Source organism: Acinetobacter sp. YH12135, assembly GCF_013418565.1.
GTDB classification, from domain to species: domain Bacteria; phylum Pseudomonadota; class Gammaproteobacteria; order Pseudomonadales; family Moraxellaceae; genus Acinetobacter; species Acinetobacter towneri.
This window is the reverse complement of record NZ_VPBU01000009.1, coordinates 1-20,054: the sequence shown is the minus strand read 5'-3', so window position 1 is coordinate 20,054 and position 20,054 is coordinate 1. Positions and strand designations below refer to the sequence as shown.

General features: G+C 41.2%; 22 protein-coding genes and 1 pseudogene. 10 read left to right on the top strand and 13 right to left on the bottom strand.

The window, feature by feature from the left end:
• The first annotated feature begins 75 nt into the window (after positions 1 to 75).
• The gene (locus FTU70_RS06675) at positions 76 to 351 is read left to right on the top strand and encodes a hypothetical protein (RefSeq protein WP_004975329.1); all 276 of its coding nucleotides are present in this window, start codon (positions 76 to 78) and stop codon (positions 349 to 351) included.
• 360 nt (positions 352 to 711) lie between these two features.
• Here FTU70_RS06675 and FTU70_RS06670 read toward each other — a convergent pair whose 3' ends face one another.
• Positions 712 to 1,401, bottom strand: coding sequence for a YggS family pyridoxal phosphate-dependent enzyme (locus tag FTU70_RS06670; protein WP_131261727.1), 690 nt, complete (start codon positions 1,399 to 1,401; stop codon positions 712 to 714).
• Positions 1,402 to 1,525: 124 nt separating this feature from the next.
• Between FTU70_RS06670 and FTU70_RS06665 the strand changes: the two genes are divergently transcribed.
• Positions 1,526 to 2,563: a type IV pilus twitching motility protein PilT gene (locus FTU70_RS06665; RefSeq protein ID WP_004975327.1), complete on the top strand. Its 1,038-nt coding sequence runs from the start codon at positions 1,526 to 1,528 to the stop codon at positions 2,561 to 2,563.
• A 21-nt stretch (positions 2,564 to 2,584) separates the two neighbouring features.
• The gene (locus FTU70_RS06660) at positions 2,585 to 3,703 is read left to right on the top strand and encodes a PilT/PilU family type 4a pilus ATPase (protein WP_104852406.1); all 1,119 of its coding nucleotides are present in this window, start codon (positions 2,585 to 2,587) and stop codon (positions 3,701 to 3,703) included.
• A 72-nt stretch (positions 3,704 to 3,775) separates the two neighbouring features.
• Here FTU70_RS06660 and fur read toward each other — a convergent pair whose 3' ends face one another.
• On the bottom strand, positions 3,776 to 4,213 hold the full coding sequence (gene fur, locus FTU70_RS06655) for a ferric iron uptake transcriptional regulator (protein ID WP_004975325.1): 438 nt from the start codon (positions 4,211 to 4,213) through the stop codon (positions 3,776 to 3,778).
• A 118-nt stretch (positions 4,214 to 4,331) separates the two neighbouring features.
• Here fur and FTU70_RS06650 point away from each other — a divergent pair, with 118 nt between their 5' ends.
• The gene (locus FTU70_RS06650) at positions 4,332 to 4,730 is read left to right on the top strand and encodes an outer membrane protein assembly factor BamE (RefSeq protein WP_004975323.1); all 399 of its coding nucleotides are present in this window, start codon (positions 4,332 to 4,334) and stop codon (positions 4,728 to 4,730) included.
• Positions 4,731 to 4,786: 56 nt separating this feature from the next.
• On the opposite strand, the gene FTU70_RS06645 is transcribed toward FTU70_RS06650, so the two are convergent.
• From FTU70_RS06645 to FTU70_RS06600, 10 genes are all read right to left on the bottom strand, one after another.
• Positions 4,787 to 5,107, bottom strand: coding sequence for an RnfH family protein (locus FTU70_RS06645; RefSeq protein ID WP_004975319.1), 321 nt, complete (start codon positions 5,105 to 5,107; stop codon positions 4,787 to 4,789).
• On the bottom strand, positions 5,104 to 6,189 hold the full coding sequence (locus FTU70_RS06640; RefSeq protein WP_180060364.1) for a hypothetical protein: 1,086 nt from the start codon (positions 6,187 to 6,189) through the stop codon (positions 5,104 to 5,106). The genes FTU70_RS06645 and FTU70_RS06640 overlap by 4 nt, the downstream gene beginning before the upstream one ends.
• A gap of 175 nt (positions 6,190 to 6,364) precedes the next feature.
• The gene (locus tag FTU70_RS06635; protein WP_168418238.1) at positions 6,365 to 6,820 is read right to left on the bottom strand and encodes a bacteriohemerythrin; all 456 of its coding nucleotides are present in this window, start codon (positions 6,818 to 6,820) and stop codon (positions 6,365 to 6,367) included.
• A gap of 262 nt (positions 6,821 to 7,082) precedes the next feature.
• Complete coding sequence (locus FTU70_RS06630; RefSeq protein ID WP_180060363.1) at positions 7,083 to 7,931, bottom strand: class II glutamine amidotransferase; 849 nt, start codon at positions 7,929 to 7,931, stop codon at positions 7,083 to 7,085.
• A 149-nt stretch (positions 7,932 to 8,080) separates the two neighbouring features.
• On the bottom strand, positions 8,081 to 8,881 hold the full coding sequence (locus tag FTU70_RS06625; RefSeq protein WP_168710353.1) for a GNAT family N-acetyltransferase: 801 nt from the start codon (positions 8,879 to 8,881) through the stop codon (positions 8,081 to 8,083).
• Between the two features lie 209 nt (positions 8,882 to 9,090).
• The gene (gene argB, locus FTU70_RS06620) at positions 9,091 to 9,996 is read right to left on the bottom strand and encodes an acetylglutamate kinase (RefSeq protein WP_004975310.1); all 906 of its coding nucleotides are present in this window, start codon (positions 9,994 to 9,996) and stop codon (positions 9,091 to 9,093) included.
• 10 nt (positions 9,997 to 10,006) lie between these two features.
• Entirely contained in the window at positions 10,007 to 11,449 is a 1,443-nt protein-coding gene (locus FTU70_RS06615) for a phosphomannomutase/phosphoglucomutase (protein ID WP_004975308.1), read from the bottom strand.
• Between the two features lie 219 nt (positions 11,450 to 11,668).
• Positions 11,669 to 12,121, bottom strand: coding sequence for a dUTP diphosphatase (gene dut, locus FTU70_RS06610; protein WP_004975307.1), 453 nt, complete (start codon positions 12,119 to 12,121; stop codon positions 11,669 to 11,671).
• Positions 12,122 to 12,218: 97 nt separating this feature from the next.
• Positions 12,219 to 14,258, bottom strand: coding sequence for a UvrD-helicase domain-containing protein (locus FTU70_RS06605; protein WP_179991299.1), 2,040 nt, complete (start codon positions 14,256 to 14,258; stop codon positions 12,219 to 12,221).
• A 169-nt stretch (positions 14,259 to 14,427) separates the two neighbouring features.
• A complete protein-coding gene (locus FTU70_RS06600) occupies positions 14,428 to 15,081 on the bottom strand; it encodes an OmpA family protein (RefSeq protein WP_004975301.1) in 654 nt (217 codons plus the stop codon).
• Between the two features lie 256 nt (positions 15,082 to 15,337).
• Between FTU70_RS06600 and FTU70_RS06595 the strand changes: the two genes are divergently transcribed.
• The 6 genes and pseudogenes from FTU70_RS06595 (at position 15,338) to FTU70_RS06570 (ending at position 19,894) form a co-directional block, all read left to right on the top strand.
• Positions 15,338 to 16,264: an acyltransferase gene (locus tag FTU70_RS06595; protein WP_004975299.1), complete on the top strand. Its 927-nt coding sequence runs from the start codon at positions 15,338 to 15,340 to the stop codon at positions 16,262 to 16,264.
• Positions 16,265 to 16,279: 15 nt separating this feature from the next.
• Positions 16,280 to 17,338 (top strand): annotated as a pseudogene (locus FTU70_RS06590) (preprotein translocase subunit SecA).
• Between the two features lie 143 nt (positions 17,339 to 17,481).
• Positions 17,482 to 18,207, top strand: a complete 726-nt coding sequence (gene minC / locus FTU70_RS06585; protein WP_096902696.1) for a septum site-determining protein MinC — start codon at positions 17,482 to 17,484, stop codon at positions 18,205 to 18,207.
• A gap of 69 nt (positions 18,208 to 18,276) precedes the next feature.
• Complete coding sequence (minD, locus tag FTU70_RS06580; protein WP_096902697.1) at positions 18,277 to 19,089, top strand: septum site-determining protein MinD; 813 nt, start codon at positions 18,277 to 18,279, stop codon at positions 19,087 to 19,089.
• Between the two features lie 2 nt (positions 19,090 to 19,091).
• Complete coding sequence (gene minE, locus FTU70_RS06575) at positions 19,092 to 19,364, top strand: cell division topological specificity factor MinE (RefSeq protein WP_096902698.1); 273 nt, start codon at positions 19,092 to 19,094, stop codon at positions 19,362 to 19,364.
• A gap of 242 nt (positions 19,365 to 19,606) precedes the next feature.
• Positions 19,607 to 19,894 (top strand): PA4642 family protein, encoded by a 288-nt coding sequence (locus FTU70_RS06570; protein ID WP_004975291.1) that lies wholly within the window; start codon positions 19,607 to 19,609, stop codon positions 19,892 to 19,894.
• A 64-nt stretch (positions 19,895 to 19,958) separates the two neighbouring features.
• Here FTU70_RS06570 and FTU70_RS06565 read toward each other — a convergent pair.
• A partial coding sequence (locus FTU70_RS06565; protein WP_004785112.1) for a transposase domain-containing protein occupies positions 19,959 to 20,054 on the bottom strand: 96 nt, incomplete at its 5' end.

Sequence of the window (20,054 nt, the reverse complement as noted above, 5' to 3'; positions counted from 1 at the left end):
ATTTCAGATTTTAGGCTTCCATGAAGTTGTATTGAATTTATTTTAAAATCACACACACTTTAAGTACTTAATTTTATGGATATAAAAACGATTATTCTCTTTGCTGTATTGCCCAGTTTAAGTATTATTTTTCTCACATGGTTAATACGTTTCCCTAAACCTTGGGTTTTTAAAGCGGTTTTAATTTTTGAAATCATTCTCACCGTCTGCACTTTAGTCATTGAGTTGGATGCAAGAAAAACACCTGGAAATAGCGGTTGGACCATCATTTTCACAGGCTTCTTTCAGTTCTGTTTTTTGCTATTTTTACTGATTGCCCGTATTCGAATCTGGATAGAAAATAAATCTTGAATGTCTACTTCACCTATTTACTGGACGGGAGTGGCGCTTTCTAAAAATAGTGAAGGTTATTAAAAATAATCTACACAAGCCAAAACTTTGACAGCTTTACAGCATACATAACTAAAAAAGCCTCGACATCCTGTCGAGGCTTTCTAGATTCAGTTTTTGGTATAACTCCTGTCGTACCAAGCACTTCCGTGTTGTTCTATTTCTTATTCTTCTTATTTAGGAAACTCCCTGTTTCCCGATAAGTTCATATTAAGAAAATCCAACCTTCAGCACTAGCCGCAAAATTCCGCATTTCATGTCAGCCAAAACGTACAAGATAATGTTTGCAAAATCTTGGCAGATTCTTTGTTCATCTAGCAATTAAGCCTTGGAATAGTCACGTGCGCCAAACAATGCTGTACCAATCCGTACCATAGTTGAACCTGCTGCAATTGCGGCATTTAAATCGCCCGACATCCCCATACTCAAAGTATCCCAATCTTCAGGTTGTGCATGTTGTGCTTTCACTGCATCAAACAATTGTTTGGCATCTTGAAAAGCTTGAGGATGATCAGGTGCAGGAATCACCATCAAACCGCGTAGTTTTAAATGCGGTAATTGGCTGATCTGTCGGACTAATTCTGCAACTTCGCTCGGCTGACAACCATCCTTCGTGTCTTGCGCATCAATATTTACTTGTAAACAAATATTCAGGGGCACTTGTTGAGCATCGCGCTGATTCGATAAACGCTCGGCAATAATCAAACGATCTACCCCATGCACCCATGCAAATTTTTCTGCCAAATGTTTGGTTTTATTGCGCTGCACATGCCCAATAAAGTGCCATTCAATTTCTAAATCACTCAGGGCCTGCATTTTATCCAAAGCTTCTTGCAAATAATTTTCGCCAAAAGCGCGCTGCCCTGTCGCATACATTTCACGCAAGGCTTCACTCGGATGAGTCTTAGACACTGCCAACAATTGCACCGTATTTGGCTCGCGCTGTGCCAACTGGCATGCCTGTTGAATTTGTTGCAAAACCTGAGTGCGCATAAGCTGCAGATTATTCATTGATGCATTTCTCATTTCATTCATCTTTTTTTACCTTGTCCAGCAACTAACAGTTGGTTAAGCTGATGGAAAGCCGTATTATTCTATCAAAATAATTAAGATTTAATTGATCTCGGGGACTTTCATGGATATTACAGAATTATTGGCGTTCTCCGCTAAAAACGGCGCTTCGGATTTACACTTATCTGCGGGCATGCCACCACTGATTCGTGTGGATGGTGAAATTCGTCGAATTAACTTACCAGCATTAGAACATAAAGAAGTACACAAATTAGTGTACGACATTATGAATGATAAACAACGTCGTGATTATGAAGAAAATCTAGAAACGGACTTTTCTTTTGAAGTCCCAGGCGTGGCTCGTTTCCGTGTGAACGCATTTAACCAAAACCGTGGTGCAGGTGCAGTATTCCGTACCATTCCTTCTAAAGTTTTGACCCTTGAAGATTTAGGCATGGGACAAATCTTTAAAGATATTTGTGAATATCCACGTGGTTTGGTATTGGTGACAGGCCCAACGGGTTCAGGTAAATCAACCACACTTGCCGCGATGATTGACTTTATTAATGACAATCGCTACGACCATATTCTGACCGTCGAAGACCCAATCGAATTTGTACACCAATCTAAAAAATGTTTGGTTAACCAACGAGAAGTACACCGTGATACGCATGGCTTTAACGAAGCATTACGTTCGGCACTGCGTGAAGACCCTGACATTATTCTAGTGGGTGAGATGCGTGACTTAGAAACCATTCGTTTGGCACTGACTGCTGCTGAAACGGGTCACTTGGTATTTGGTACGCTACACACCACCTCTGCAGCAAAAACCATTGACCGTGTGATTGACGTATTCCCTGCCGAAGAAAAAGACATGGTACGTGCCATGTTGTCTGAATCTTTACAAGCCGTCATTTCACAATCCCTGCTCAAGAAAAATGGTGGTGGTCGTGTAGCTGCGCATGAAATCATGATTGGTATTCCTGCAGTGCGTAACCTGATTCGTGAAAACAAAGTAGCTCAAATGTACTCGGCAATTCAGACTGGTGCCAACTACGGTATGACCACCCTTGACCAGAGTTTGAAAAACTTGGTATCGCGCGGTGTGATTAGCCCACAAACGGCTCGTACGGTTGCAAAACAGCCTGAATCATTCTTATAAGTTTAAAATTCGAGATACGCGATGGACTTTAATGATTTACTGAATTTAATGATTCAGCAAAAAGCGTCTGACTTGTTTATTACAGCCGATGTTGAACCTTCCATGAAAATTCATGGACAAATTGTGCCTGTAGCCAAAAGTAAACTTACAGGTGAAATTGTCGGTCAGCTGCTTAACTCAATTATGAGTGAAAAACAGCGCAAGGAATTTGCCGAAACCCGTGAATGTAACTTTGCGATTACCAACCGTGAAAAAACAGCACGTTTCCGTGTCAGCGCATTCCAACAACGTGATGAGCCGGGCATGGTACTCCGTCGGATTGAAACCAAAATCCCGACCATGGATGACTTGAAACTGCCACCTATTCTCAAAGATTTGGCGATGACCAAACGTGGCATCATCATTTTTGTAGGTGCGACAGGTACAGGTAAATCGACCTCTTTAGCGTCTATTATTGGTTACCGCAACCAAAATTCCAAAGGTCATATCATTACCATTGAAGACCCGATTGAATTTGTGCATGAACATGCAGGCTGTATTATTACCCAGCGTGAAGTCGGGATTGATACCGACTCCTTTGAAATCGCATTAAAAAATACCTTGCGTCAAGCGCCTGATGTAATTCTGATTGGTGAGATTCGTTCCCGCGAAACCATGGATTATGCAATTGCCTTTGCCGAAACAGGTCACTTGGTATTTGCCACCCTACACGCCAACAACGCTAACCAAGCAATTGACCGTATTATTCACTTCTTTGAAGCAGACCGTCATAACCAGTTGTTCATGGATTTATCGCTAAACCTGAAAGCGATTGTGGCACAGCAGTTAATTCCAACCATTGATGGCAACTCACGTCGTGCTGCGATTGAAATTTTAATTAACTCACCACTGATTGCAGATTTAATCCGTAAAGGTGATGTGCACGAAATTAAAGACCTGATGAAGCGTTCACGTGAGTTGGGTATGCAAACCTTTGACCAAGCTTTATACGACCTCTATAAAGCCAAGCAAATTAGCTACAAAGATGCACTTAAACACGCCGACTCGCCAAACGATTTGCGTCTACAAATCAAACTTGCAGAAGAAGGTGGCGAGCGCTTGTTACATGCAACTTCGAATATTACCTTCGATGGGCAATAACTTCGCAACAATGCTTAAACACAAACAAAATAGGCTTCCATACGGAAGCCTATTTTTTATGCTTACAGCAAATTATTTCTTGCGTAAGGCTTCACGACATTCTGGCGCATCACAATAACCATATAAATTCAGCGAGTGCCCTGTGAGCTCAAAACCAAATTTCTCTGCCACATCATGCTGTTCTTTTTCAATGGTATCGTTAATAAATTCAACCACTTTGCTACAGTTCAAGCAAACCAAGTGGTCGTGGTGATCTTCCTGCATAATTTCAAACACAGAATGATTGTTCTCAAAATTATGACGCTCAATAATGCCTGCAGCTTCAAACTGTGTTAACACACGATACACAGTTGCTAAACCCACATCTTCACCCTGATCGAGTAAAGTTTTGTAGATATCTTCTGCACTTAAATGATGTTGTTTTGAATTTTCTAATAATTCTAAGATTTTAATTCGTGGAAGGGTAACTTTAAGTCCAGCTTTGCGTAATTCTTGATTTGAAATAGGCATGAAAAAAGGTCTCTCAACAAAATTAAAGTTGGAATATGCAACAAAGTTAAGATGCAGTATGATCTAACACTGGATCAAGATCAAATGCATCATAATTAATTTGGGATAGTGTAGCAAAATGCAAAAAATCATGTTGACGTTATTGGTCACTTCACTGCTCGCAGGCTGTTCGACCTTGGGCGTTTATAAAGTCGATATTCCACAGGGTACACCTTTAACCCAAGCTCAAGCGTCTAAAGTCCAAGTCGGTATGAGTCATCAACAAGTCCGCTTTTTGCTGGGCAGTCCTACCATCGCCGACCCGATGAATCCATTACGTTGGGACTACATTTACAACTATATCCCAGGAACTTATGCTAAAAAAGCCAAGATCCCTGCCGCGCATGGTCAGCATTTGAAAATCTTTTTCAATCAAAATGGTATTGTAGAAAAAGTTGAAGGATTGGAAACGATTCCAGAATCTCAACCAGGCCTACCAGGATCGAAAGAAGCGATTCTCAACGCGCCACCACTATAGCCGCTTTAGAATAAAAAGAAACCCCTCACTGAAATTCATCTGAGGGGTTTTTTAAATCATTGCAATTGTCTCAAGCGATTGCTTTTGGCATAACGCCCTACTGGGTTCTTTGCGGCACGTTTACGACGAATATCTTTCGGGTTAATGGTCAAAGCACGATAAATCTCAACCCTATCACCTGCTTGTAATACATGCTGCGGCTCAACCCGTACACCAAAAATACCCAGCATCAACGGTTCAGGTAAAGTCGTTGCTGTCACAAGTCCACTCTGCTGAATTGCATCCAGTACAGTCATGCCCTGCTGAAATGCGACAGCCACATGCCATTGTTGTTCGGGTGTGGCATACGCCACCCAAACCTGCGCCATTTGACTCATGCGATCCACTGTCCAATTAACGCCACCATCGCCACTACGATAGATACAGGTAACACCACACGTACCGCAATACGCCAAATGTTATAAAAGGCTTCACTGCTAAAGTTCATGGCTTTACGCAAATGGCTGATTTTCATAATCCAGCCTGCAAAAATAGCGTAAATCAAACAAATAACTAAGCCCCAAAGCAATAAGGCAAAATTAAATACAGGACTAATGGCAGGAATTGCCCAAGCCAAAGTTGCTGCAATCAATACAACCCACTGAATCGCAACCACCATTTGACGTTGTGCCAATTGTTCACGTGCCAATTGTAATAAAACCGCTGCTGCTGCAACAGTTGCCACCACCAAAGCCAATGCTGGAATTTGTGCTTGCACGGCAAAGAATGCAAAAGCAACGACTGCCAATAGCTGAGCAATCCAAATTGGCAATACCGTTGAAGTTGCTGCAGATTGTTGCTGTACTTGCGGCAAACTAGTTTGCCAGTACAAGCCCATGCCTAAACCACTGGCCACCAAAGCCAAAACGGTTGCACTGCCCCATTCGCTAAACTCAATTGAGGTGACTTGCCATGCAGGGAGTTCTGAACCCATCACCATCGATAAAACCAAAGCCGCCACAACAGCAACAGCGGTACATAGCAATAAAATTTGACGCGGCACTAATGACAATGCCAGTGCGAAAATAGCCACAATCACAAACAAGACATGACTAGCCAAGTCTGCAGCGGCATATTGATTTAAAATTTGCGCAGCATTAGACAACAAACCACCTGCCAAAAACGGAATAAACACCACCGCAAGCCAACCTACAATACGCCATTTTGGTGAAGCATCTGCATCACGGGTTAAACCAGACAATGCCTGTAGTGCGGTACTTTTAGAGCGCTTGGCTAAAGCAATTTCTAAATAGGTGATTGGTAATGCCAAAATCACCATGGTACCCAACCAAAGTAACCAAAAATCGAGCTGACGCTCAACCTGAATACCGGTCATAGGTGCCAAAGTGGCAATAATAATAAAAGATAAACCAAATGCCATCAGCGGCGATAACCATCGTGACATAGCATTGTCCTGCATGATGCTGTCCTAATAAAAATCTACGGCTATTTTGCCTTTGTCATCAAGGAAAAGCAAAACCTCAAAAAAGAAAAAAGCAAACTATCTAAAGACAGTTTGCTGCGCAAATTTATAATTTTTGTTGTAGCACTTGTTATCACATCAATTCAATATTGTGCGTAAACAGTATTTGTCATTACGAGAAGAAACGAGCAAACCACCCCTTCCCTTTCTTCTGCTCTTTTTCTTTAATAATACCCATCATATTTTCTTTCACAGCGCCCACATAATCGGCATCATCGTGTTGAATATGATTAATTAACCATTTAGATAAAACTTCATGTAATTCACTTTCAATCGAATGTCCCATCTCAAAACGATCACGGTAAGATTCAATTTTCTTAATAAATAAATCATGCACGCGTTTATGCGGTACACGGTATTTATAACCCGCTTCTTCTTGCAATGACTCTTCAAAAGTAAAATGGGATTGAGTGTAATCAATAATATTATCTAAAATCTGCTTTACACGAGCTCGATCAGTACCATCGCCAATTTCAACAATTTCATTAATATAATCGAGGATACGTTTATGCTGATCGTCAATCACATCGATACCAGTATTGTATTCTGGAACCCACTTCATCTTCATACGATCACCCTACAGAAATAAATGATTAATCACGTTGATGAATGGTAGCCGCATTTAGCACAAATAAAAATGAAGTGGTTTAGTAGGGATTAACCAAAACCACTAAAAACGAACATAACCAATTGATTTACATTAAAAACAATAGCAATACCCGACCAAAAGAATCAATTATTAATTAATCAATTCACACATTTTTATTCTTGATTTTAAGAAAAAACACCTAAATAAAATGAATATTTTTCACATATACGACTCGGGCTGATTAATATTGATCAGCTTTGGTCACACGCCTTAATTCAGGGTTCAAACGCTCACGTTCCAAACGCTCAATATGCGTCATTTGCGATTTAACAGGACGCCCCTGCTGGAATAAAATCATTTCGCCAGGTTGAAATGCAGTCCAAGTTTCATTTTGAGTCAAGGGTTCAGTGGTAATCACTGCCACACAATCCTCTGCTGTGGTGACTTGGCTAAAATCAACCTCAACATCTAAATCAATTAATTGTGCAGGCTGAAATGGATAAGCACGCACCAACCAATGTAATTTGGTCACCGCATAACTAAATAATGCCTGACCATTGGACAAACAAAAATTAAAAGTGCCATGTTCTGCAATTTTAGGAGAAATTTCGGCTAACAAGTCAAAAATTTGCGTCAGGCTCGGTTCATCATAACCAAAATGATTTACCAATTGATCTAACAAATAACAAAATGCACGTTCACTGTCGGTATTGCCCACAGGGGTAAAACGACCTGATAAACGTGGATGAAAGTCATGTAAATCACCATTATGGGCAAAAATCCACTGGCGTCCCCACAACTCACGACTAAACGGATGTGAATTTTCTAAATTAATTTTGCCTTGTGTCGCTTTACGAATATGGGCAATCACATTACGCGATTTGATGGGATAGTTACGGATCAATTCTGCAATGGGTGACTCCACTGCAGACTGGTTATCGACAAATAAACGGCAAGCTTTATCTTCAAAAAAAGCAATGCCAAAGCCATCAGAATGATCTGAGGTGATTCCTGCGCGCTGCGAAAATCCCCGAAATGAAAAGGTAATATCGGTAGGTGTCGCACAATTCATTCCAAGCAACTGACACATAAGGCCTTATCTTTATACAAATAATGAAATTATCTGATTATTGTGCATCAGCCATGTGGATAATTCAAATCTGAAAAATATAAATAGATTTCTACAGTACCACTTCATAGATATGCAGTGCTGTAGAAATCTCTGCTTAATTATTCTAGTTAAGATGCTTTCACTTTCTTTTGGCGAATAAAATGTTTCGCCATTTGTTTCACATCTAACAAAACAAAATAATCTAGACAGTTAAACTCACGGTCATAAAATGCTTGCTCAGACAGCTTAGCATTCATTTTCAGATAAACATCAAACAGTTTAGGTATTCGTTCATCTTGGCTAAAGCTATGACTTGGACAACTTGGCTCAAACGGCTGCTGTGACTGAATATCGCAGCGTTGATTTTCTGCCAATTGTTGAATCGCTTGATGGGTATGATACGCGCGTGCTTCATTACCTTCCAAACGAATACTGACACAGCCAATCATGTGTTTGGCACGCATTTCCCATAACACTTTAGGCACTAAATTCAGCCATAAAATAGAGAGTGTTTTGCCTGAACGATAACGTGGATGCACACAAGTACGCCCCATTTCGACAATATTCGAGAGATGCCCTAACTCATCTATAATTTTAAACTCGTGCGCACTATAACTGTTGGCTAGCTCATGCCCTTGCCAAAGTTTTAAACGAGTATAAGCAACAATTTCACCCGTAGATTTATCTCTGAGTACGGCGTGTTCACAGCCAAAATCGTACAAGTCCTGATCTAAAGCCGATTCAAATTCAATGCCAAATTGCTTGGAAAATTGCTGTGCACGAAAGCGCTGTACTTCTTGTAGTTGCTTTAAATTTTCAACCCATTCAAACGCATATTGCGTAGCTTTGCTGTTTTTTTTCTGTGCTTTACCCACTTTAACCATAGGAAAGCTAAACTGCTGACGATACTGATTTAATTTTTGTAGCATCATAGATACCTCATGTTTTCTCCTACACTAGGACAGCAGCATGACACTATGATGACCGCGATTTTAGCGACTACAATTTTAAGATTGCAGGATAGGTGCAAAGCAATTTCAAGGATGCTGAATCAACAAAATTTCAGTTTCTTGCCGTAAATTTGACATAAAAAAGAGCTTCAATTGTGAAGCTCTTTTAGGGATCATCTTATAGAGTTTTATTTACGCGTTTGGACACGGTTGGTAATTAATGTTCCCACACCATGATCAGTAAAGATTTCCAATAAAGTAGCATGTGGCACACGACCATCTACAATATGTGCACTGATTACACCGCCTTTAACTGCATCCAATGCACAACCCACTTTTGGAATCATGCCACCGTAAATCACGCCTGTATCAATTAAACGATCTACTTCCTGCGTAGTCAAACCAGTTAACAGGTTTTTATTTTCGTCTAATACACCCGTAATATTGGTCAGCAAAATTAACTTTTCCGCACCCAATGCTTCGGCAACTTTACCTGCGACTAAATCGGCATTAATGTTATAGGTATTGCCTGCATCATCGACACCTAAAGGTGCAATCACTGGAATAAAGTCGCTGCTGGTAAACATTTCCAACACGTCGGTTTTGACACCCACCACTTCACCCACCAAACCAAGGTCAATTTGTTGTACTTCGCCTGTTTCAGTAGTTTTTTGCATCAATAATTTTTGTGCGCGAATCAAGTTACCATCTTTACCCGTCAAACCAATGGCACGACCGCCATGTTGGTTAATCAGATTGACGATAGATTTGTTGACGCTACCACCCAAGACCATTTCTACGACTTCCATAGTCGTAGGATCGGTGACACGCATGCCATCAATACGGTCAGACTCACGTCCCAATTGCTTGAGCATAGAATCCACTTGTGGGCCACCGCCATGCACCACAATCGGGTTTAAGCCTACAGTCTTTAACAACACGATATCACGAGCAAAAGAACTTTCCAGCTCAGGATCGGTCATGGCATTGCCGCCATATTTCACAACAAGGGTCTTGCCCGCAAAACGTTGAATATACGGCAAAGCTTCAGTCAAAATTTGCGCTTTGTCGATACCAGTCTGTTGATGTGGCATTCGCCTCTCCTTATTGAGCATCTAAAATGTCTTGGGCGATTTCAGGGTATCGCTCACTTAACATGGAAACAAATGTATCGCGAATATCATTCAGTCGTGATGGATTATCGGCATCAAAACGCACCGTAAAATATTCGCCTGTATTGGATGCTCGAATAATGCCAAATCCATCTTCAAAATCAAGTCTTACACCATCTATTTTACTTAATTCTGCACCACTGCGATGGCTAGAACTTTCAACATCATTTAAAACCGCACTCGGTTCAATATTCCGTGTGCTGATATACGTGTCTTCAGTGCAGCAACGCTCAGGGTATTTCTGCATCAATGCCGAAAGGCTGCTGTAATTACTGTGGCTTAAATATTCCAACACGCGCAGCGCTGCGTAAATACCATCGTCATAGCCAAAACCACGTCCATCATTGAATACATAATGTCCTGCGTATTCGCCACCGAACACAGCCTTGCCTTGCGACTGCGCCAAATAACGCCGCAAGAAGGTACTGCCCGTGCGAATCATCACCGCTTCGCCACCCAAATCACGCACGGTATTGCGCACCATAGTGGAGCATTTTACATCAAACACCACTTGATGCTGAGGATGAGTTTTTAAACACATTTCTGCAAATAAAGACAGCAAACGATCTGCTGAAAGCACATTGGCATGTTCATCCAAGAGGACGACACGATCACCATCGCCATCTAAAGCAATGCCAATGTCCGCCTGATGTTCACGCACCGCAGCTTTTAAATGTTGTAAGTGTTTTTCTTGTGATGGATCGGGTGCATGTTCTGGAAAATGACCATTGGCTTCGCAGCGTAAAGCAATCACCTCACAGCCCATTTTTTGCAAAACCAAAGCAGCGCAATGACCTGCCGAACCATACATCCCATCTAAAACCACTTTAAAAGTGCCCGCCAGTTGAATATCGTTCAACATTGCCTGCTGATATTGCTGACACGCATCTTCAATAAATTCATGTGAAATATTGGTGGCGTGTTGTGAGGCGATGGATGGTGCTGCATCGGTATTTAAATAATATGGCGCTGCATCGTGTGCCACGTGTTGAATCATTTCAGGGGTTGGCGGTTCGCCCTGCACAATCCATTTAATGCCGTTGTCTGATTTTGGATTATGACTGGCCGTAAGCATAATGCCATTGCCTGCCGTGTGTCGTGCCATAAAATACAACATCGGGCTAGAACAACAACCCACCATCGTCACTTGAAATTGATGGGCAAGAAAGACTTGGCGCATAATTTCAGCATAAGCGGGGCTATTTAAACGCGCATCATAACCAATACTAATTTGAGTTTGCTTTTCTTGTTGATATTGTTGCACCAATCCTTGTGCAATGGCGTGTACCAATTTCGCGGTCAGCACAGTTTCTTTGCCACGAATGTCGTAAGCGCGAAAAATATGCTGAGGAAAAAGTGTTTGTGGATTGTTCATAGGCTTACAACTACAAAGATGAGCCAACATAAAGTGAATAAATCTTGGCTCGAGATATTTTGAAAATTCTAATTAGATTTTTTAATAGATGTGCAATGGTCTCATCAGAGCTAGTGATTTACTTGTCATTATTAGTACATCTTTCGTTACTTTTCAAGAATTGTTGGTAAAGTTTCAGATAAAACTTTACCAAACGATATAGGCTGAAACCTAAGTAACTTAGTTTTTGCCCGTATGCCCAAAACCACCTGCACCACGTTCGGTGGCAACAAATTCATCTACTTGTTCAAACTTGGCCTGTACCACAGGAACCAAAACGTATTGCGCTAAACGCTCACCAGGTTCTAAGCTAAATGCTGTTTGGCTACGGTTCCACACCGAAACCATCAATTCACCCTGATAATCTGAATCAATCAAACCCACCAAGTTCCCCAACACGATGCCATGTTTGTGACCCAAGCCTGAACGCGGCAAAATCATGCCTGCAAAACCTGTATCTTGAATATAAATCGCTAAACCTGTTTTGACCAAGACTGTTTGACCCGGCTCAATCACGGTGCTGCTGTCTACACAAGCACGTAAGTCCAAACCTGCCGAACCTGCGGTTGCATAAGTTGGCATTGGCCATTCTGTGCCTAAACGTGAATCTAAGACTTTAACTTGAACTTTCATGAAGTTTATCCTGTTTTTAAATTTTCAATTTTCTTTCGATTTTCGATGTGCCATTTGATGCTGTACTTGCATCAATGCCCTAAGTATTTTCAAAAAATTAGCGCTTGATTAAGGCACGTAAATTTTCCAAATAATGCTGTGCCTGTAATTTCGGATCGACATCACCGGCTAACTTTTTCTTACGTCCGAGCCATTCCAATTCATCTTGTGGTAATTCATCCAAAAAACGACTTGGGGTCATTTGTTTCATTTGCCCGCCCGCTTTGCGCTGCTCTGCCAAAGTAATGGTTAAGCCCTGACGTGCACGAGTAATCCCTACGTACATTAAACGGCGTTCTTCTTCGACGGTATCTGCCACAATTGAGTTTTTATGCGGCAAAAGCTCTTCTTCCAAGCCAATCAAATACACATACGGAAATTCCAAACCTTTGGACGCATGCAGAGTTAGCAAATTGACTTTATCGGTGTCTTCTTCTTCCTGTTGCTGTTCGAGCATATCGAGCAGCACCATTTTACGAATCACGCTTTCAATATTCTTTTCATCGACATCTTCAGCACGGTTAATCAAACTTTGGATGCTGCTATATAGAACTTCGATATTATCTAGCTTGGTTTTTTCCTGCGCAGGGGTAGCTGCTTGCTCTTTAATGTAGTCGATATAACCTGCTTCGAGCATCATTTGACGGATGATTGGCACAGGTTCATCATCTTCCAATAAGTTACGCGTAAAATTGCTAATAAAATCTGAAAACTCTGCCAACTGCGTCGTGGCTTTTTTCGGAATTGCCATGGTTAGGCGCTGATCACCTGCAGCAGCCAATAATGACAAATGGTTTTCCTGTGCAAACAGCCCTAGTTTTTCCAAAGTCACAGGACCAATCGCGCGTTTAGGCGTGTTAATAATGCGTAAGAATGCGCTGTCATCTTCAGGGTTAATAATCAGACGCAAATAACTCATGATGTCTTTGATTTCAGCACGTGCGAAGAATGACTGCCCCCCCGAAAGCTTGTAAGGAATTTGCATTTGACGTAATTGGGTTTCCAGAATACGTGCCTGAAAGTTCCCTCGGTACAAAATTGCATAATCTTTCCAGCTTTTACCATTCATCAGTTTATGCGTGAGTAAGTCTTTAACCACGCGTTCTGATTCATCATCATCATTGCGGCATGTAATTACCCGAATCACTTCACCATGACCTTTATCTGACCACAGTTTTTTGTCAAAAATATGTGGATTATTGCCAATGACGGTGTTGGCCGCTTTTAAAATGCGACTGGTCGAGCGATAGTTTTGCTCAAGTTTAATCACTTTTAAATTCGGGAAATCATCTTTCAGCAAGGCCATATTTTCAGGCTTCGCACCGCGCCAAGCGTAAATCGATTGGTCGTCGTCACCTACCGCAGTGAACTGCCCCATTACGCCCACAAGTAATTTCACCAAGATATATTGTGCGGTGTTGGTGTCCTGATACTCATCGACCAATAAATAACGAACACGGTTTTGCCACTTGTCACGCACTTCGGCATTTTCTTGCAAAAGTCGTGTCGGCATTACAATTAAATCATCAAAATCTACCGCGTTATAGGCACGTAAATTACGTTCATAAAGTTGATATAAATGTGCAAACTGGATGTCTTCTGGCGTTTCGCAGGTGGTATGCGCCTGCTCTGGTGCAATCAGATCATTTTTCCAGTCTGAAATCATCTTCATGGCTTTGGCAATCAATTCTTTGCTTTCTGCACCCGACAAATTATCGCGGTGCATTAAATCCATCAGAATACGTTTGCAGTCATCGGCATCTAAAATAGAGAAGTTGGCTTTTAACGGCGTGTGTTTTAATTCATGACGTAATAAATTCAGACCAAAGGTGTGGAAAGTCGAAACCGATAATCCTTTAGCTTCTTCACGTGACAACAATTTGGTCACACGCTCTTTCATTTCTCGTGCTGCTTTGTTGGTAAAAGTCATCGCTGTAATACGATGCGCAGGAATCCCGCAATGCTTAACCAAATAGGCAATTTTTCGGGTAATCACCGAAGTTTTGCCTGAACCTGCACCTGCAAGCACTAACAAGGGTCCTTGAGTGTATTTCATCGCTTCAAGTTGCTTGTCGTTTAACTGACTTGCCAGTGTCATAGTATTTCCTCTATTTCGGTTCGAGCTCGATTATAGTCATCTCCGCCAAAGATGACTAATCTAAAATGCTACTTTAGACGTCATTGTCTATTTGCTGAGTAGACCCTAGAAATTGCTTGCATAAAAAAACCGCCCGAAGGCGGTTCTTTACAATCTATACAATGCCAGATTATTGGATTGCATAAATGCTGATTTCTACACGACGGTTTTGCTCACGACCTTCTGCAGTAGCATTCGATGCGATTGGGTTTGCAGCACCGTGACCTTGTGCATTAATACGTGAAGTTGATACACCACGGCTAGCCAAGTAGTTTGCAACCGATTGTGCACGTGCTTGTGACAATGGAATGTTGATTGCGTCGTTACCAGTGCTGTCAGTAAAACCTGTTACCAAAATACCGCTCTTGTTATCTTGGGTTAGCGTTTGCGCTACTTTGTCCAAGGTAGAATAGAAGTTTGGTTTGATGTTTGATTTGTTAGTATCAAACGTGATGTTACCCGGCATGATCAAGCCAACAGAACCATCGGCATTACGGTTTACTTCTACGCCTGTACCAGCCATTTGTTGACGAAGTTGTTTTTCTTTATTGTCAAGATAAACACCCGCAGCAGCACCCACTACAGCACCAATTGCTGCAGCACGGTTGTTTTGTGCACTTGTATTTGCGTTACTTTTAGAGACCCCATAACCTGCAGCAGCACCAATTACTGTGCCTAACGCAGTTTTGTCATATTCCATACCACCAAGGTTGTTACCAGTCGTTTGACAACCAGTTAAAACCATTGCCCCTACGACTGCTGCCGAAATTGCTAATGCACGCATGGCATGCCTCCTTACTTGTGTTTTGTTGTATATGCTGAATATTGAATGAAAAAATATACTTAGACCATTGATTTTTTGTTAATAAAAAAACTTTTACTTACAAATATACATGATCATGTACAAATCTTGGTATAACTTCATCACAATTTCTACACACTTTCACTTCAACACTTTTTTATTTTAAAAACAACATTTATATTGGAGTCATCTACAAACACGTGACGCATTGGACGATTTATCTTCAGGATTGATTTATATGTCATCGCAAGCAAAGAAACACCCTTTATTAAAAAAAATCACAAAAGGTCTCACCGTGGGTACAGTCATCACTGGCAGTACATTTTTTCACGGCCCTCCTGTGTTGGCTTTGGGCTTAACCAAACTGTTAAAGCAGTCACGTAAGGTCGATGAAACCAATATTCAAATTACCAACAGTTGGCTCAGTGTAAACAACTGGCTGATTGATCATGTATTACCCAATACCCAATGGGATATCAGCATTGATGAAGATTTGCAACTGAGCATGCAAGGTCGTTATCTCATGACCTGTAACCATCAAAGTTGGGTCGATACCACAGTAAATCAGTATTTTGGCTTAACCCGTATGCCATTGACCCGCTTTTTTACCAAGTGGGAACTGATCTTTATTCCCTTTGTAGGACAAGCCTTTAAAATTTTAGGCTTCCCAATGATGAAGCGTCACAGCAAAGCACAAATTGCCAAAAAACCTGAGCTGAAAGACCGCGATATGGAAGAAGCGCGTAAAGCCTGCCAACAGTTATTAAGTCAGCCCTTTACCCTGCTGAATTATTTAGAAGGCACACGCTTTACCCAAGAAAAACATGATCAACAACAATCGCCTTATCAACATTTATTAAAGCCAAAAGCTGGTGGTTTAGCTTTGGCATTGAATATTTTGGGTGATCAAATTGATGCCTTGGTAGATATGACCATTGTGTACCCAGATGGCGTGCCGGGCTATAGCGAGTTTTGGTTAGGTGAGGTGCCGCGCATTGCGGTGAATTTACGCAAAATTAATATTCCAGCTTGGGTGTTGGGCGGCAATTACGAAGATGATACTGAATATCGTGAGCGTTTTCAGCAATGGGTGCATGAACTGTGGCTGGAAAAAGATCAATTGATTGAAAGCATGCAACAAAAACTTGCAGCTCCGACTGCATAACCATTCAGGTACGCCATGAAAAAGTCTGAAGAACCTGTCATCAAATCCTCTTTTCATCCCCTGCGTAAAGATTCATGGGGATGGAAAATTGCCTTGGCTTATGACTTGTTTTTGATGGGTTTAATCATCTTTAACTTGTTCTGTTTAAGTGCCAATGCCATTTTAATGAGTGATTTTGGCGAATGGTTGTTCGATTTTATTCGTCTACCTGAAATTTTACAGTTTTATCGAACAGAATTGCGCCCTTGGGTGGTGATTACCGAAGGCTGGTTTACCACGTTTTTAATTGTAGAGTTGGGCGTGCGTTGGGGTATTGCAATTATTTTCAAACATCATCAGCGTTGGTGGTTTTTCCCGTTTATTCACTGGTATGAAATTCTTGCAATTATTCCGCAATTGCGTTTTTTACGTTTATTACGTGCCATCGCGATTGGTTACAACCTGCATAGCCATGGCTATAAAGTCATTCCAGACAGTTGGTATAAACGCGGCAACTTTTACTACAACTTGCTAATGGAAGAACTGAGTAGCCGTGTGGTGCTCACGGTACTTAATGGTGTGCAACGTGAATTGACCACCAGTACCACTCACAAACAATTTATTGATGATTTGGTCGAGCATCATCGTCAATTACTCGCGATTGCCCTAGCCGATATTTTGCAGGAATCCTTAGGCAAAGAATTACAAATGCAGCGTCACATGATTGCGAAAAATGTCGGGTTGGTGGTGAATCAAGCCATTGAAGATACGCCTGAACTGACGCAATTGCTGCGCCTGATTCCATTGGTCGGTGGACGTATTGAACAGCAAATTCAAAGTATCGGACAACGATTGGGCGAAAATATCACCCAAGGTTTAATTGAACCTTTTGCACAGCAGAATCAACAAGTATAAAATCCAACTTATCAAATGATTGCTGAAAAAATTAGTCAGATTGAGATTGAACATAATCAGCATATTGATAAATTAGTGGAATCGGCAATATTTGAAAGTTTAGAAGCGATTCGCAAACAAGTAAAAGTTAAACAATGGCAACAAATTTTAAATGAAGGACAACAACACGATATTTCATAAAGGTCTTTCGATAATTTCAGCTAAAACAATGTGAAATATTTTTAGTAACTGAACTAGAGAATTCACCCAATTTGTTCTAGGATTTGCTCTATTTATAAGATGACTTCAACAACCAGCAAAGTTAGAAGTGTTAAGGAATTATTATGGCTGACATACGGATAAAAGGCAGATTGGTCAATGCGATTCGCATTAGCTTAGACACCAATGATCATGATGCGATCCGCCAGCAACTAAGCCCAATGTTGCAAAAATCATTTCCACCAGGAGTTTTGGTGGTCATTGAAAGTTCAGTCGAACAAGAATTGATTGCGCTAATTCAATTGCTAATTAGCCTAGAAGCACAGCCAATTGCTGTGACTGAAGGCATTATGGCAGATCAGGCACGTGCTATTCAGTTCCCTGTCATCCCGCAAGACCGTCCATTGCAGGAAGTGAAAGCCACCAAAGAACAAGTGGTTGAAGTAAAACCTGAACCTGCGGCAGAACAGCAACAGACGGAAAATCAAGTCGCTGAAACTGCACCTGCTGTGGCGCATATTACGTCTTATCACGATGAAATTTTGCGTACAGGCCAATGCTTGGTACAACATCAGGGCGACATTATTTTAACCGCAGGCATTAACAGCGGTTCTGAAGTGATTGCTTCAGGAAATATACATATTTATGGTAGTGTACGTGGTAGAGTCATTGCCGGCGCGGGCGGGAATATTGCAGCACGAATTTTCTGTCATTCCCTAGAAGCAGAATTGGTATCTATTGCAGGCACGTATTGCGTGGCGGACGATATTCCTCAGCATGTGACTAAAAAACCTGTGCATATTTACTTAAATGATAACCAAGAGCTTGTATTTGAAGCTCTACAATTTTAATGTATAAATAATCACCAAAAATCCCCGAAAAAATATAGGGGAATTTAAACCATAACAGGAGTGGATTCGGTGGCGAAAATTGTTGTCGTAACATCAGGCAAAGGTGGCGTAGGTAAAACCACTACAAGTGCATCTTTTGCAACAGGTTTAGCCCTACGTGGTCACAAAACTGTTGTTATCGATTTTGACGTGGGTTTACGTAACCTTGACTTAATTATGGGTTGTGAACGTCGCGTTGTTTATGATTTTGTGAATGTATTAAATAATGAAGCGCGTTTACAACAAGCATTAATTCGCGATAAAGATATCGAAAACCTTTATATTCTTCCAGCTTCACAAACCCGTGATAAAGATGCCCTCACCGATGAAGGTGTGGCACGTATCATGGATGAGTTGGCACAAGAATTTGATTACATTATTTGCGACTCACCTGCAGGGATTGAGCGCGGTGCCATTCTTGCAATGTACCATGCCGATGAAGCGATTATTGTGACCAACCCTGAAATTTCTTCAGTACGTGACTCTGACCGTATTATTGGTATGCTTGACAGCAAAACCAAAAAAGTAGAACAAAACGAAGGTCGTGTGCGTAAGCACTTGTGTATCACACGTTACAACCCAGAACGTGCCGATAAACAAGAAATGCTAACCATTGACGACATTTCTAAAGATATTTTACGTGTACCAACTTTAGGCGTTATTCCTGAATGTAAGAGCGTACTTCAAGCATCTAACGAAGGCAAACCTGTCATTCTGTATAGCGATGCTGCTGCAGGTCAGGCGTATGATGACTTGGTTGCACGTTTCTTGGGTGAAGAACGTCCGTTTCGTCATATTGAAACAAAACCGAAAGGTTGGTTAGCACGGTTATTTGGAGCGTAGACATGGCAGGATTTTGGAGCAAATTATTTAGCGGTGAAGATAAGCCATCTAGCGCACAAACAGCAAAAGATCGCTTAAAAGTGATTGTTGCTTCTGAACAAGGTCTAGGTAAACGCTTAAGCCAAGACAAAATTGATCAGATGAAAAAAGAAATCATGCAAGTGGTAAATCGCTACGTGCGTGGTGTCGATGAACAACATATTCAAATGTCTGTGCGTTCAGAAGCCAATATTGAAATGTTGGAAATGAATATCAATTTGCCTGAAGAGCGATAATCTGAATACTGATTAGTCAAGCAAATTGAATCAGGGCAGAATATGAGACTGGAATAGCAAAGCACTGCTTTGCCCAGTCGCAAGACGAGAAGCTGTGCTTCGAGTGGACTGGATGTACAAAGTTTACTTTGCCGTCGCAAGACGAGAAGCTATGCTTCGAGATAAAGTGTACTAAAACACTTTTCCGCTTGTGAACTCATATTTTGCCTTTTTTATTTATAGAACAATACCTGGAGATTGCCATGGCATTATCTCAACCTGCGACCTTTAACGAAGCATGGTCGGATGAACGTGTATTTGCCTATTTGAATCAACTTCCACCTGCAGGTGTGAATGCAGATTTTCACGTACTCTATCACGCATTTAAACACATGCGTCCAAGCGACTATGAACGTCTATTGACACAATTTGTTGCCGATGGTCGCGATGTCAATGCCACTAATCCTGAAGGTCAGCGTATTCACGATGTGATTGCTGAATTTCCACGTCAAAAAGATGGTTTTTTAGCAGTTTTAGCCAAGTTTGCTTAAACTGTTTAAACACAATCTCTGGCTAAATTCAGCGTAAGCGTCCGCTGAATCCCATACCTATTTTTTAATTCGATTTAGGTTTCCAGCAGTGCGGCAGCAATTCTTCAATTTGGGTCACTTTGTGTGTCGGTAACCTTTTCAGCACATCACTTAAATAGGC